The sequence below is a fragment of the Flavisolibacter tropicus genome (assembly GCF_001644645.1).
Lineage (GTDB): Bacteria > Bacteroidota > Bacteroidia > Chitinophagales > Chitinophagaceae > Flavisolibacter > Flavisolibacter tropicus.
In genome coordinates this window covers 2,204,656-2,219,799 of sequence record NZ_CP011390.1, presented here as the reverse complement: position 1 = coordinate 2,219,799, position 15,144 = coordinate 2,204,656, and the positions used below count along the sequence as shown (strand labels likewise).

The 15,144-nt window shown below is 38.7% G+C and carries 11 protein-coding genes, 1 tRNA gene and 1 pseudogene; 8 read left to right on the top strand and 5 right to left on the bottom strand.

Features of this window, described 5'->3' with window-relative positions; translation table 11 throughout:
* Nucleotides 1–6: 6 nt before the first annotated feature.
* Complete coding sequence (locus SY85_RS09230) at nt 7–870, bottom strand: SDR family oxidoreductase (RefSeq protein ID WP_066403816.1); 864 nt, start codon at nt 868–870, stop codon at nt 7–9.
* 75 nt (nt 871–945) lie between these two features.
* Here SY85_RS09230 and SY85_RS09225 point away from each other — a divergent pair.
* A tRNA-Ala gene (locus tag SY85_RS09225) sits at nt 946–1,019 on the top strand.
* Nucleotides 1,020–1,590: 571 nt separating this feature from the next.
* Here the strand turns inward: SY85_RS09225 and SY85_RS26205 are convergent.
* The 4 genes and pseudogenes from SY85_RS26205 to SY85_RS09215 all read right to left on the bottom strand — a co-directional run.
* A pseudogene (locus tag SY85_RS26205) lies at nt 1,591–2,508 on the bottom strand (recombinase family protein); the annotation flags it as partial.
* Between the two features lie 13 nt (nt 2,509–2,521).
* Nucleotides 2,522–2,677 carry a hypothetical protein gene (locus SY85_RS25620; protein WP_158512957.1) on the bottom strand — a complete coding sequence of 52 codons (156 nt, stop codon included), beginning with the start codon at nt 2,675–2,677 and terminating at the stop codon, nt 2,522–2,524.
* A gap of 90 nt (nt 2,678–2,767) precedes the next feature.
* Complete coding sequence (locus SY85_RS09220; RefSeq protein ID WP_066403814.1) at nt 2,768–3,727, bottom strand: helix-turn-helix domain-containing protein; 960 nt, start codon at nt 3,725–3,727, stop codon at nt 2,768–2,770.
* Between the two features lie 53 nt (nt 3,728–3,780).
* Complete coding sequence (locus SY85_RS09215) at nt 3,781–4,104, bottom strand: hypothetical protein (protein WP_066403812.1); 324 nt, start codon at nt 4,102–4,104, stop codon at nt 3,781–3,783.
* A gap of 523 nt (nt 4,105–4,627) precedes the next feature.
* Here SY85_RS09215 and SY85_RS09205 point away from each other — a divergent pair.
* The 7 genes from SY85_RS09205 (at nt 4,628) to SY85_RS09180 (ending at nt 15,141) form a co-directional block, all read left to right on the top strand.
* A complete protein-coding gene (locus tag SY85_RS09205) occupies nt 4,628–5,260 on the top strand; it encodes a hypothetical protein (protein ID WP_066403809.1) in 633 nt (210 codons plus the stop codon).
* A gap of 229 nt (nt 5,261–5,489) precedes the next feature.
* Nucleotides 5,490–5,756 (top strand): HIRAN domain-containing protein, encoded by a 267-nt coding sequence (locus tag SY85_RS09200; protein ID WP_066403807.1) that lies wholly within the window; start codon nt 5,490–5,492, stop codon nt 5,754–5,756.
* Nucleotides 5,757–5,982: 226 nt separating this feature from the next.
* Nucleotides 5,983–6,537 carry a hypothetical protein gene (locus tag SY85_RS09195; protein WP_066403805.1) on the top strand — a complete coding sequence of 185 codons (555 nt, stop codon included), beginning with the start codon at nt 5,983–5,985 and terminating at the stop codon, nt 6,535–6,537.
* Nucleotides 6,538–6,840: 303 nt separating this feature from the next.
* On the top strand, nt 6,841–7,908 hold the full coding sequence (locus SY85_RS09190; RefSeq protein WP_066403804.1) for a site-specific integrase: 1,068 nt from the start codon (nt 6,841–6,843) through the stop codon (nt 7,906–7,908).
* 217 nt (nt 7,909–8,125) lie between these two features.
* On the top strand, nt 8,126–9,166 hold the full coding sequence (locus tag SY85_RS09185; RefSeq protein ID WP_066403803.1) for a 3'-5' exonuclease: 1,041 nt from the start codon (nt 8,126–8,128) through the stop codon (nt 9,164–9,166).
* A 570-nt stretch (nt 9,167–9,736) separates the two neighbouring features.
* Nucleotides 9,737–9,913, top strand: a complete 177-nt coding sequence (locus SY85_RS25615; protein WP_158512956.1) for a hypothetical protein — start codon at nt 9,737–9,739, stop codon at nt 9,911–9,913.
* A 71-nt stretch (nt 9,914–9,984) separates the two neighbouring features.
* Entirely contained in the window at nt 9,985–15,141 is a 5,157-nt protein-coding gene (locus SY85_RS09180; protein WP_066403802.1) for a DEAD/DEAH box helicase, read from the top strand.
* The last annotated feature ends 3 nt before the right edge of the window (nt 15,142–15,144 follow it).

Here is a 15,144-nt window from a genome sequence, read left to right as displayed (position 1 = left end):
GTTCTATTACCCATTAATAATTTCACCACCGTTAGGATGTAGCACCTGTCCTGACATATAAGAGGCATCTTCACTGGCCAGGAACAAATAGCATGGCGCTACTTCAGCCGTTTCGCCGGGGCGTTTCATAGGTACATCGGAACCAAATGTTTTGACTTTCTCTTCATTAAAAGAACCAACAATCAATGGCGTCCAGATAGGGCCGGGGGCTACACCATTTACACGAATGCCTTTCTCTACCAGGTTGGCCGACAGACTGCGTGTAAAGGATACGATTGCTCCTTTAGTAGAGGAATAATCCAGTAAACCTCCACTGCCGCGGTAGGCCGTAACGGAAGTTGTATTAATAATAGAAGCACCTTTTTTCAAATGTTTCAAAGCCTGTTTGGTGATCCAAAACATGGCAAAAATGTTTGTCTCAAAAGTCTCATACAGCTGCTCGGTAGAAATATCTTCCAGCGATTTTTGTTCTGTTTGGGTTGCGGCATTATTTACCAATATATCCAGTTTTCCTAGCTTCTTTACTGTTTCTTCTACAATCTTCTTGCAAAAGTCTTCCTTACGAATATTGCCAGGCATCAGTATGCATTTGCGACCATGGTCTTCTTCTATTATGCGTTTTACTTCCTCAGCATCTTTATGCTCGCTGAGGTACGAAATAGCAACATCAGCGCCCTCCTTGGCAAAAAGGATCGCTACTGCTTTTCCTATCCCACTATCGCCACCGGTAATGAGAGCAACCTTGCCTTCCAACTTGAGAGGTTCCTTGGGGCGTTCAGATTTGGGCTTTGGTTTCATTTCTTGTTCTGAGCCCGGCATAGTTTGTTTCTGGGCCGGTTTTACCTGCTTTTTTTCTCCACCTTTCTGCATAACCAAAAATTTAAGGAAAGAGAGAAATTATTATGCCGTCCGTATTGTTTCAAATCCTATTTTTGCACCTCGCTCGGGGAATTAGCTCAGCTGGCTAGAGCGCTTGCATGGCATGCAAGAGGTCACCGGTTCGACTCCGGTATTCTCCACCTCACCGGACAACTCTAAATTTTTGAAGGGTTGTCCGGTTTCTTTTTTGTTTAAATCCTTATCTGTAGCCATTATCAGCCAAAGTGCTTCATTGATTTTAGTGGTTCGACATTTCTCTTTACCAATAATTAAGTTTTCTGAAAAGATCGAACCAAAAATTTGTCTTTTAACTTCTATAGAACTTGTTTTGTAAAATAGGGGTAGTTGTTCTAATGCATTAATCCCTTCTTTTAAATAATGCTGGTGCTCGCTTAAATGGCTGTTATTATCCGAAAGTTCTTTCCTTAGTTTCTCACTAATGGCTTCAAATCTTTCTAAACTCTCATTAAATGCTTTTGCTGTGATTAAACCATCAGCATAATCATCCTGGATTTTTACAATCCTTTTTTTGTATAGCTCTATCTCTTCTTCGATTTTTTTTACAGGTCTTTTCTTGATAGATTCTTTTTCAAAGAGTTTTTTGACCATCAGATCAAAGAGCTTTTTAGCACCCTTGGATACTTTGATTTCTTCTAAAATAGTTTCTACCTTTTGGTGAACTTCAGCCGTCTTCAACCGTACTTGTTTACAGTGGTTGCAATGGTAGTAGGAGTGAAGGCTGCCGTTTCTGCTTTTAGATTTGCTTCCAGTCACTTTGCGGCCACAAGTATCACATAAAAGCAGACCCCGTAGTTGAAATGCCTCAGAAAAGCTTTTTGCTTTTACAAAGTTTTTCTTTCGTTTGTATTGCTCAAATATGGCTTGAACTTTTTCAAAGGTATTGGTGTCTATTATAGCTTCGTGTAGTCCTTTGACAAAATACCCACAACCGTCATCTTCCTTTATAAATATCTTACCGATATATACTTTTTTTCGAAGCAAGTCGGATAACGTACTGGTTGAAAAATTATAACCTTGGCGTTTTAATTCCGCACGAAGTTCAGCCTGGCTCTTACCTCCTGCAATGGACCGGAAGATATGCTGAACAACAGAAGCTTTTTCATTAGGAATAATAACGGGTTTGTTTTCCGTGTCTCTAGCATTTTTGTAGCCAAACGGTGCAATGCCTAAATATCGGCCAGTGGATTTTGCTTTTCTTACCCCTTCGGTGATCTTTATTTTTCTTAGTCGATTATCCGAGTCCGGAGTGGCAAAACCAATAGCAAATGAAAATACTCCCTGAGGGGAGTTATAGTCAAGTGGCTGATCGGTTGTTTGAAGTTCTACTCCATAATTTTTTAATCTTTTAATTTCTACAAAGGCCTCCATCATGTCCCTAGAAAAACGATCAGGAGAAACAACCAATAATAAGTCTACTAATCCTTTATTAGATTTAATAAACTGTAGAATCTGTTTGTATTTGGGACGGTTAAAATCTTTCGCCGAATGGTCTTCTCTATAAATATTTACAATTTCAATATTATGGCGTTTACAATAGTTGATCAGCTTTTCTTCCTGAATATCCAGGCTATAACCTTTAGCTTGTTCATCTGAGCTGACCCTCGCCATTAAAATTGCGCGTTTATTCTGCGTTACCATTGCTTTTGCTATTTAAATTGTGTTCAGTAGTTAATTGGGCTAATTGCCATAACAAATTGGTGATTTCTAAAAGTTCCTGCTCACTATAATGGTTTCCATCTTCTTCCAGGAGTTTTCGACAGATTGCAGCGTCGATCATACAACAGCAGTTGTAGTGTCAGCATCCTGGTTCTCAGGTCAGCAGACGGATGAACAATGCAAGCTGGGATTTCCAGTTGTTGTTTATTTGTCATTTAATTATTCGTTTTTCGGTTTCAACAAATTGCAAAATGTTTCCCTCTGCCATATGCAAGGAAATGTTGCCATACTTGCCTTTAGCAATTATTTTTTCTATTTGGTCAATGGTGCCTTTAGTAGGCCTGTAGCGTTTAAATTCTACTTTGTAAGGACCTTCTTCTTTTATGTCAATTTCAATTCGGTGTACCCGTTGCAACCGGATTATATCCAGCACTTCCTTTTCCTTTCTGCTTAATGGAGACAGATTGTAATACACACTGCCGCTAAAATGGGTAGTAGAAAAAAAGGCTTCTATGATTTGGGTAATGTTGATGCTTAATAGACTGCTTTTTTGCATTTCTTCTAACAGGATATGCAGTTTTTCTTCAGTCTTCACTTTATTTAATAAAATTGGAGCAAATTCTCCCTTGGCATTGACCAGTAAGTATGCCGGTGGACGGCTGTAAATAATCTCAACCAGAAGAGCAAAAAAGTTGGTTATAGAAGATTTTTCCTTAAGAGATTCTTTTAGCTGCTTTATATCTAATGCCGCCAGTTGGTCCTGGTCAATATTTTCTTGGTCTTTAAAGGACGCTTTTAGATGCTCTAATAGGTCTTCATTAACAATGGTTGATATACTAGTAAAATCAGCTGAAGAAAATAAGTAGGCTTTTATTTCTTTAATCAAGGGAATGGGGGTGCCGAAAACTCGCAGCTCTTTGATAATCCTGAGCCATACATACTCTTCGAAAGAGAATTTTCGCCAGGTACCCTCTTTGGCTTCTCGTTTTTCAATGAGTCCTTCCTGTTCCCAATGTAAAATAGTGCGGTGCTCTATATCTGTATCCTTAATAGCAAATTGTGATACCCTTAGGTTTCGCTGCATTTCCAGTAAATCAATTAGGTGATTACTATATAACTCCTCAAAGCTTTTACCGGTTAATTTATCGAGTTGTATGGTTTGAATGTTCATTGTTTTGAAAAAAACGTACCTAAAGGTACACTTTTGGTTAAATATGAGAAACCTTATTTAATATTTTTTAATGCCTCCTTTAGTTCCTGGACAATTTCAGCGTTCATTACAACTACGCGGGTACCTTTTCCATACTGCGCTTCAATTCTCAAGATGTCTTTGTTGGTTTCTGTTGCTTGAATAAGCCGCTGCAGCAATTCTTTGTATTGGAAATAATAGGAGGGCCTGGGCACTGTGGTATGGATTGTGGTGGTTTCTGGCTTATACAGCTTGGTGAGTACATAGTCCGACAAAGCCATGTTTTGATCCGCAGCTTTAGATAATAACTGTGCGTAGTCTTTAACTGGTAAGCGAAACGAAACGACTTTTGATTGCATACAAATTGGGTTGATAGTTAAAGTATACGGTTGGTGTATACATCTTTCACTTACGAAGTAAAGCACAGAAAATGAGGAGTTTAAACTATTATTTGCCACAATCGTATACAGTTGTTGCAGTTCATCTTTAGATACTCTTACTGAAATTTGCAATCTCTGTTCATATTGGTATTCATACACTTATTGTTGTGGCCGTATGAGATATTGTTGGATATGTTAAACAGCCGAAGGCGTTACGGAGTTAACAGTCCTTTAAACACTTTGGCTTCATTGCTTCTTTTTAAAAAAAAGTATAGGCAATTAAGGCTGTCGATGATGCATGCATAACTGATATTCCAGAAAAAGGTGCTTGAAATTTTATTACGTTGAAATAATAAATTAAAAGAAGGCGAAAAAAAAGTTAAGCCTTTGAAATGCTTACTGGTGCTAAGATAGCAGGTTTTTACAGCGAATGTGGATAACGGAAAATTTTTTTCCAAGGGTGGATACTTCATATTTGATGCACTAAATAAAAAGATATTATATGGTAAAAATATTCTTCCATTATAGCAATGTATTGCTTCTAAATAGAGCCCTTGTTAGTGTGTTAGATCTGGTAATGACAGATTATGCAATGATTTATGATGGTGATATCCAAGGCTTCGAGAGTGTATTGTTAAGATATATAGACTATGATGACTCATCAGATGCAATCGATAGGGCCATTCAGCACGGAATCGCTTTATCGGTAATTGAAGAAATGGTACAGCAAACAAGGTTAATTGCAAGCAAAGTCGGCACTATATCATCCGGATATATAGAATTGACAGTAGCTGAAGTGGAATGTCTACATAATGTGGTACACATGTATATAGCCGAGTTTTTGGATTCCCTAATATCGATATTACCGGATGAAGGTGAAGACTTTAATATTTATGAATATATCCCTTTTTTAAAACAAGCCAATAGCAATGGCGTGTGGGATGGCTTTATTAAAAGCAATATGGATTCGGACTTCATTAACCAGGAATATAAAGCAGCAGAAGATCTTTACTCTTTCTTACAATCGTATTATAAAAGAAATAACCTGCTTCAATCCATAGCTAATTATAATAACCGCATTGAGGAGTTGCTGAAAATAATCAAGGAATATAACAGGCAAAATGGTATTGAATAATACTTGGAAAGTTGATTTTACTTTTCAGTAGGGAGTGGCCTACTATTGTATAACAGTAAGCATGAATTAGAGTGCCCAATATTATAATCCGATCAACTTATAAAATGTAACGATTCTATGTCTAAAAATCGTAGCAAACGAAGTTCCTGGAATAGATAGTAAATATCCTTTTCCTAATAAAAGTAAGCGCAAAGCCTAAAAACTTTAATTCACTTCAAAACCTAAGCAAATGACTGTAGGTGTAATGGGCCTGAGGTATTATACTTTTAAAGAGCCCCAATCAAACGAAACGGTTATATTAAAAAGAGAGCCTAGCAACCCTTATGATTCCAAAGCCGTTGCAGTGTATAACCAGCAAAGTGAAAAGGTGGGTTATGTCTCTAAAAGTTATGATGTAAACGGTAAGGTGTTTAACCTTTTACGTAAACAAAAAGTATCAGCTACAGTAGTAACAGTATTGGGTGGTATGATGATCGTTTATATCGAGCTGGCCTAAAGGTTCGGATAGTAATAGAACTCCAAGTTTGTGCCTTCTATAAAATGGCAAAAAGCAGTGTTCCTTCAGGAATTAAAAAGCACAATTGTTAGTTGAACAAACACCTACTTACTAAAGATATAGCCTACTATAAGCACTAGCGTTAGTATAAAAATCCAGTTGGAAAATTTTTTTCAATTGTAGTCCGTCTACATTTACCACTTCGCCACGTAAAAACCTTACTCTTATGATTGAAATATATTTTGATGAACGAGAAAATGCCTTTTTGGTTTCTCTGCTGATGTATGACATTGCCAATGGAAAAAAGGAAGAGATGTTAGCATTAGCCGGTTTGGAGACTTATGAAATGGTAGATGCAGAAGGCAATGCAGTAAACGAAGATGCGATCCATCGATTGGTAAGAGAAGGTGAGTGGGTGTTTGATATACAACAACGATCCAATCATTGTTACACTTTACTCACGAAGCTATCGCTACAGTATTCTGGCTATTGCCAATTTACTCAAGCCGAAACAGAGCTCTTAAGTGACGTGGTGAATTATTTTTTGTTTGACTGGGGAGGTGAATTTTTATGCACTACCAACATTGCTGGTCCCTGGTGTTTTGCTCATCCCAGTTGCAATAGAAAAGAAGTGGTGAAAGATGTCGTAAATGTTGAAGCCATGCTGTTTGCGCTGGCACTACTTAAAACCGGATTTAATCATAAAATAGATTTTGCTTTACTCAAAAGTAACCGCACGACTATGAATGAGTTAAGCGATTTAATATCCAGTTGTAAATAATCTGTGGTTTTATGGAAATAATTGTAACCAACTTCATCCACTAAAGCTGACGTAGTATTGAATTAGGGGCTCAACTTTAAATGGCCTTTTATTGTATTATCTTACACAAACTCAATGCGTGTGCAGGTGAAGTCCTATTTTATCTTCAATGCCATGTAAAAGGGATGGGCTATGGGTTATATCTATTAGGCTCAGTAACGATTAAGCACATAACAAGTGAGACAGCATTCAGTATAAAAAGTACTTATATCGTTATTTCTATATAGGAAGACCAATTTATTTCTCTCAGAACCGATTGTCCTAATGATTGCAAATAATATGGTGACTAAAACCCTCAATGAAAGCTTCGAGCAGTACAAAGCGTTGGTAGCGCAGTTGTCACAACAGCATTCCTGCAAAGATGGTCTCATCAATATTCCTGTTAATCAAACTTTACATAAAGTGGCCCTAGCTTCACCTGAACCACCAATCCCTCTTCTGGAATATTTTAATCGTTATTTAGCTGCTAAATCCATGGATCCACATTCAGAAGAATTGTCCAGTTACTATACCCAGACCAGGTCCATGTTGCAAAAGTGGGGTTCTTTTGATCCTAACGATACATCGATTTTGCTAAGTAGAGAGCGCTTTGGTCCTAAAACGTTTAATGACCGAAGGAATTGCCTTTTTAAGTTTTTTGACTGGCTAGTGCGAAAAGGAAAGTTGTCGGACAATCCCCTGGCTGATGTGAGCGCTAAAAAGCGCCAGCGAAATGCGGAGCAACGCAAACCTTTTACCGAACGGGAAGTAGCTGTGATTTTAGAGGCGTTAAAAACGGATCGGTTCCGTAAGAAATATTCCCGGTATTCCCATGCCCAGTATTATCCTTTTGTGGCCTTTATGATTCAAACCGGTGTTCGCAATGCGGAGGCTATAGGGTTACAGGTTAGAGATGTATTGTGGTCTACAGGCGAAATAACGATTTGCCGGGCACTTGCTCGTACGAGTAAGGGCACCAATGAAGCAGCGCGTAAAGAAAAAGGTACGAAGACCAATAATGTTCGCTTTATTCCAATGAACGCCTTTTTAACGGATTTGCTGAAACCACTTTGTATTGATAAAAAGGGGACCGACTTGGTCTTTACAACCGAACAAGGGCGAATGATCGATGACCGCATGTTTCAACGCCGAACGTTTAAGCCCTTACTGAAAGAGCTGAAAATTCAGGAACGCGATTTATACGCCTGTCGGCATACGTTTGCTACTAGAGCAGTTTTGGCTGGAATAAAAGCCCATGAAGTGGCGTATTTGATGGGCGATAACCTACAGACAGTAATAGCCAACTATTACCACAAAGAGAAAGTTACAGTTGCTTTGCCAGAACTTGCTTAGTTATAAAAGTTATGAAACACAGTTAAATAAAGAGTACATCAAACTTGCTTTTTTGAACCAACGTACTTACAAGATTGTAAGGAGAAAAATAGGCCTTTATACTTCTGTTGGTAATACCGTTACTACACGTCATCTATAAATTTCATAACATTAAATAATGGATTAATTATATTTAAAATGAAAACCGACCTTTAATCAAGCCGGTATTTATTAATCCATGGAGCAGCCCTATTATATTCCTCAGACCCAAAACCATTTCTTAAAGCTTACCAGACCCATCATATTTTTTGACCTCGAAACAACCGGAACTAATACATCATACGATCGGGTCATTGAAATTTGCGCCATTAAATTGCTGCCAGATGGCAGTCAAGTAGAGCTGTATCAATTACTAAATCCAACTGTCCCAATAGCACCGGAAGCATCAGCAGTCCATGGTTTTACGGATGAAATGGTGGTTGATAAGCCAACTTTTGGTGACTTGGCAGATGAATTAACTACTTTTTTTGAAGGGTGTGACCTCGGGGGATACAACATTAAACGTTTTGATGTGCCGATGTTGATGCAGGAGTTTCACCGTTTTAAAAAATATCCTATTATATACACAGAGGTGAAGTTAGTAGATGCCATGGTAATCTATCATAGCAAGGAAAAGCGAGACTTGTCTTCTGCTGTACGATTTTATTGTGAACGAGAACATGAGGACGCGCACTCTGCCAAGGCCGATGTGCTGGCCACCATTGATATTTTAAAGCACCAACTTCTCAGATATGAGGATTTGGAGCCTAATACAAGCTTTCTGCATGATTATCTCAGTGGTGGGAGTCTGGTAGACTTTAGCGGAAAGTTCGTGCGTGATGAAAACGGTGAAGTTGTATTCAACTTTGGGATGCACAGAGGTAAGCTGGCTTGTACTGAACTTGAATATTTGAAGTGGATGTTAAGTGGTGATTTTCCTATTGACACCAAAATGGTAGCAAAGAAAGTCTATATGAATTGTGTATGGGAAACTGAGATCAAAATGTGGCTGCAAGCAAATAAGATCTTACAGAATGAAGCGGTAGCCTCCGCTTTGTATACTACGATAAAATTTGGAAGAGACATGTTCCCATTTGCTACAAATAGTGAGGGGGAAAAGGTAACGGTTACTTATCTGACAGAGCCCCCTTCCGCTTATATTCTTTCTCATCCTGATGCTATAAAATTACTTCTAAACCATTTGGAAGATATTTTAAGTGGTAATAAAAGTCATCAGTAATTGCTGTTTTGATTTAACTATTACCACTTCCAAATAAAGTTTTCTTTTCTTGGGATAGCTTTTTGTTGTAGCAATTCTTAATTGCTGTCAACTGAAAAAGCAAGTGTAATGCCCCAATTATTACGTGTAAAGCATATTATTTCAAAATAATATTGCTTTTGTATGAATACATGGAATATAATAAGTATCAGCTAGCATTTTCAAGATAGGAAAAGGTAGGAAATGCAAAAGAGTTATATTATTCAAGTGTATAAGAAAAGTGTTTTCTTTTTGCTCTAAAAACGTTGGTTTCCACGAATATTTTCAAATTATCTGGAATATTCTGACAAGTTCCAGATAATCTATTGGTTATAACAAGAGGTACAATCGGAATATTCCAGATTGTGCCGGTTGATTTTACTAGAATAAGTTTATGTTAATGTATTTGAAGCTCAATTGTCGTACATATCGTTGATTGGTAACTTATTTAGTATTTAAGCCTTTCCTAATGAAAATCATACTGTTAGATTTGCTGGGTTTTAATAATAATATTACTTTACGGCTTCTTTAATTTCACCAAACTAACTAGTAATGAAAGTATTTCTTGTTCATATTTCTTCTTTGCGCCAATACAAGGCTCGTCAAGGAAGCGTTTTATTAAATGAAGGAAATAGCATTAAAGTAACTACATGCCATGGTGCTGGCGTGTTCCCTCAAACATATTTTCGGCTGCATTCCTCAACTAATACGTTTATAGTTACTTCTTAAGAAACATAGATGAAAATGGTTAATAGATAAAATTTACTTACGGCAAACAATAAATCCAATCTTCAGTTAACATGGATGCATTTGTAACACATAATCATATAGTTTCAAACTACCGCAACTATCTAAAGTCCTTTCTTTCCATTGATGACGAAAGAATAAAAGAAGAGGTAAATAAAGCGTTTGAAAGTGATGGCTTCATTCCAGAGCCATTAGTACAATTCAATCCGGCATACGAGACCGGAGAATCATTAAGTGAGTTGAATGTACACTCTAACTTGTCAAAGGCATTTGGCTCTTATAACTTATATAAGCATCAGGTTGAAGCTTTAAAGATTGGCCTTCAGGGAAAAGGGTTTGTTGTTACTTCCGGTACCGGTTCTGGTAAGTCGTTGACATACCTATCTACCATATTCAATGATATTTTTAATCAGGGTCAGAATAAGACTAAAGGGGTAAAAGCCATCTTGGTTTACCCAATGAACGCCCTGATTAACTCACAAGAAGAAGAGATAAAAAAGTTTGAGGAAAACTTTGGTCCCAACTTTCCAATAACCTATAAAAAGTATACAGGTCAGGAAAAGCAGGATGTAAGAGAAAGTATCCGTGAGCTACAGCCTGATATCATTCTTACCAATTACATGATGCTGGAATTAATAATGACCAGAGCATCTGAATCTTGGTTAAGAGATTCCATGAAGCATCATTTAAAGTTTCTTGTCTTTGATGAATTGCATACGTATAAAGGAAGGCAAGGCGCTGATGTAAGTATGCTGATCCGCCGGATCAAGAGCCATTGTAAACAGGATTTGATTTGCATTGGTACCTCGGCAACGATGGCATCCAGCGGCACGCCTGCCGAAAAGAAACAAGCAGTGGCAGATGTGGCTACAAAGATTTTTGGCCAGCTATATACACAAGATCAAATTGTTGATGAATACTTAAAGGCTTGTACAAACGGTGTATTGCCCAATGCTGTAGAATTACGACAAGCGGTTACTACTCCTATTGATTCAGAGGCTGCCGAGCAAACTTTCGTTGATCACAAATTGAGTAACTGGCTAGAGCTGAAAATAGCACTCAGAAACAATGAAGGAAAGCTGGAAAGAGGTAAGCCCTTATCCATAAAAGACATTGCAGAAAAGCTAAGGACAGAAACGGAGGTAAATTTTAAACAGGCCTACGAAACAGTTGTTGCTTTACTAAAATGGACAGAAAAGCTGAATGAGAAAAATAGATTAGCAAGAACGCGTAAAAGCTTTCTGCCTTTCCGGTTTCATCAGTTTATCTCTCAAACAAGTACTGTTTCTGTCACCTTAGAGTCTAGAAAAGACAGGGTCATAACTATTAAAGCTGGCCGTTACGTAAAAGACGAAAAGGGTGAAAAAACATTATACCCGGTTTTATTCAGCCGCTATTCAGGTGTTGACTTTATTTGTGTGGAGAAGAACACAAACGAACAAGTCTTACTTCCAAGAAATCCGGAAGAGCCTGTACCCACACGTAGCCAACAAGAGTTGACAGGGGATAATTTAAATGAACATAATCTAAGGTTTGGTTATCTGGTATTGGATGAAGGTGAAGCTTTTTGGAATGATGACTTACTCGATCTAGCTCCCGAGGCTTGGTTAAATAATGCAGAAACAGCATTCAGACCGTATTATGATTGGCACATGCCAAAACGTATTTACTTTAATTCGGAAGGTAAATACTCAAGCGAGCCTATCTATCCGCTAAAAGGCTACTACCTACCGGTTAAACTGAGAGTGGATCCTACAGCAGGTGTTTTCTATGAAGACTCAAAGACCAATGAGGGGACCAAGCTAATGAGCCTAGGCCATGAAGGTAGAAGTACAGCTACAACCATTCTTTCGTATGCTGTCGTTCAATCTTTGTTGGAACAAAAGGAAGAAATAAAGAATCAAAAGCTGTTAAGCTTTACTGATAACCGACAAGATGCGGCATTACAAGCCGGTCACTTCAATGATTTTATTGCCTCAGTAAGACTGAGAGCTGGCTTGTATGCTGCCGTTGTAAAAAATGCGGCTGGTCTAGAGATTAATAACATTGCTGAACGGGTATTGGATGAATTGAAGTTAAAAGAGACTGACTATGCCAATCCAAACTTCATGAGTAAAGATCCAGACTTTCCGGAGTTGGAGAATGAAAAAGCGATCAAGAGCTATATTTTGATCCGGATATTCCAAGATCTAAAAAGGGGCTGGCGATATACCTTACCAAACCTGGAGCAAACTGCCCTTTTAAAAGTTGACTATTTCCGGTTAGATAAGCTTTCAAATCTTGATGACCGTTTTCAAGGTTTAGCATTGTTGAATCAGGCTTCAGCTGAGAAGCGAAAAGAGATACTCACCCAATTACTAAATTATTTCCGAACCAACTATGCCATCTATCACCGCTACTTAGTGGAGGATATTGCAGAAACCGAGAACCTTTTGCGAAACCGACTTGACGAAAATAAGCTGTGGTCACTTGACCATAGTGAAAAGTTGGATCGCCCTACCTACATGGTTTCAGTGCGGCCTGGAAGGAGTGAGCAAAGAGGCGTCTACTTTGCGACAATGGGAGCTAGATCTGGTTTTGGAAGATACTTGAAAAGAGAGTTTAGCGCAGTAGGTCTTAATCCATTAAGTCAGGATAACTTCAGAACTTATATTGAAACCTTATGTGACCTATTAGCCAACACTGGGTTCTTAATTAAGAAAGAGGGATTACGAGGTGAGCGAGGTACAGTTGACGGTTATTTACTACGAAGCGATTGTATCCGTTGGATGCCTGGTGATGGACAAACCGTTGTAGTTGATCAAACGCGCATAAACTCTTATAAGGCATTAAACTTAAGGCCAAACCCTTTCTTTAAAGAGCTATATCAAACAGATTTTCAACAATATCAACGAGAGCTGATTGGCCGAGAACATACTGGCCAGTTAAGTTCTGATGATAGAATTCAACGGGAAGATGATTTTCGGGAAGGCAAGCTGGCTAGTTTGTTTTGTTCGCCTACCATGGAATTGGGAATCGATATAGCTAACCTTAACATCGTGCACATGCGCAATGTGCCCCCTAGTCCTGCTAACTATGCACAGCGCAGTGGTCGTGCAGGACGGGGCGGACAAACGGCAGTCGTTGTCACCTATTGTTCGGCATGGTCACCACACGATCAGAACTATTTCCATGCTGCTGCTAAAATGGTAGCAGGCTCAGTTATTCCTCCACGTATTGATTTGATCAATGAAGAGCTATTAACAGGACACTTGAATGCTTATATCCTAATGGAGTTATCTCTTAGGGATTTAAGTAAGTCAGTGGCGGACCTGCTGGATTTAAGCAATGAAAACAATATTACTGTAAGGCAAAATATCCGAGATGCGATAGCCAATGGCATCAGAACGCAAAAACAAACATGGATTGCACACTTCAAAGAAATTATTGCATCTATCTTACCAGATTTGAGCAGGGCCTGGTGGTATAACGATAACTGGATTGAACAGCGAATTAATTCTTTTGAAGGCCACTTTGAAGCATCCTTTACCCGTTGGATCCATTTGTACAAGTCTGCCAGGAAGATGATTCAGGCTTCAAGAGCCATACTGGATGATGTTACAATCAAGCAAGATAGCGACATGAAAAAGGATGCCAAAAGAAGGCATGTTGCTGGTTTAAAGCAGGTTGAACTTTTATTGAACGATGCTCAAAGAGAAATTGGTAATGAGTCAGAGTTCTATGTATTCCGCTACCTTGCCTCCGAAGGTTTCTTGCCTGGCTACAACTTTACGCGCCTTCCAGTACGCACTTTTGTTGGATACAAACATGCAGATCAGGGCGAGTATATCTCCCGCTCCCGTTCTGTGGCATTAAGTGAATTCGGTCCTCATAATGTTTTATATCACAATGGTAGCAAATATGAAGTGAACCGGATGAGCATTCTAAACTCTGAAGAGCTACAACGTAAAATAAAGATATCTACGAATTCAGGCTATGCTTTTCTTGATGATGAAGCAGAGGCAGCGAATAATGACCCAATTACATTAACAGAATTAAGAGGTGCCAATGTAGAATTCAAAACCAACCTGATTGAGCTGAGTGAAACAGAAGCCCGGCCCAGAGAACGGATTTCTTGTATAGAAGAAGAACGATCATCGAAAGGATATATAATCGAAGAGTATTTCCGGTACCCATCGGGTATTGATCATACCAAAAATGCCATAATAAAAAGAGCGGATTCCGATCTATTGAAACTGGTATACGGTCAGGCCACTGAGTTGATCAAGCTAAATAGAAGGGCTCGTCGTGCAGATGTTGAAACGGAAGGCTTTGCTTTGGATACACGCAATGGCAAATGGCTCACACAAAAAGAGCTGGAAAATCAAGAAACTTTCAACAATAAAAGGGATGTACTGCTTTTTGTAAGAGAAACGGCTGATACGCTTTATCTGCAGCCATTGGAGTCCTTGCGCCTTAGCGGTGATCAGGTTATTACACTGAGTTATGCATTAAAGCGTGCTATTGAAATTCAGTTCCAGGTAGAGAGCAGTGAAATTGGTGTAAGTGTTTTAGGGAAAAAAGATGCACCCAATATCCTCATTTATGAAGCCGCACAAGGAAGCCTAGGCATCTTGTCGCAGCTGATAGACGAGCCACTTAAGTTGAGAGAGCTCTTTGTTACCGCTTACAAGGCCCTCCACTTCGATCCAGATACAAGGCAGGAAACAGACTATGGAAAGACACTGCCGAAAGCCTCTTATGAAGACCTGCTTTCCTATTATAACCAGCGCCATCACACGATACTAGATCGTAAGAGTATAAAAGAAGCATTGGAGTTCTTAATGGACTGCAATGTTTCTACCATGACGCAAGGAAAAGATTATGACCAGCAATACCAATACCTGCTTGACAACTACGATAAAAACAGTAACTCAGAGTTGCCCTTTTTAAAATACCTGTATCAAAACAAACTGGCCTTGCCACACAAAGCGCAGGTGCGGCTGGATGATTTTTATATCAGTGCCGACTTTGTTTATAACAATGGCCATGGGCCTGTGTTAGTCTTTTGTGATGGATCAGTACATGATCTGGAGTCGGTACAAGTAGATGATCAACACAAAAGAGCCTTGTTGAATGAAGCAGGATACGATGTCATCGTATGGCATTACAAAACACCACTAGAGGAATTGGTTAATAGCAGAAAAGACGTTTTTAAAATATTAGGATAATAA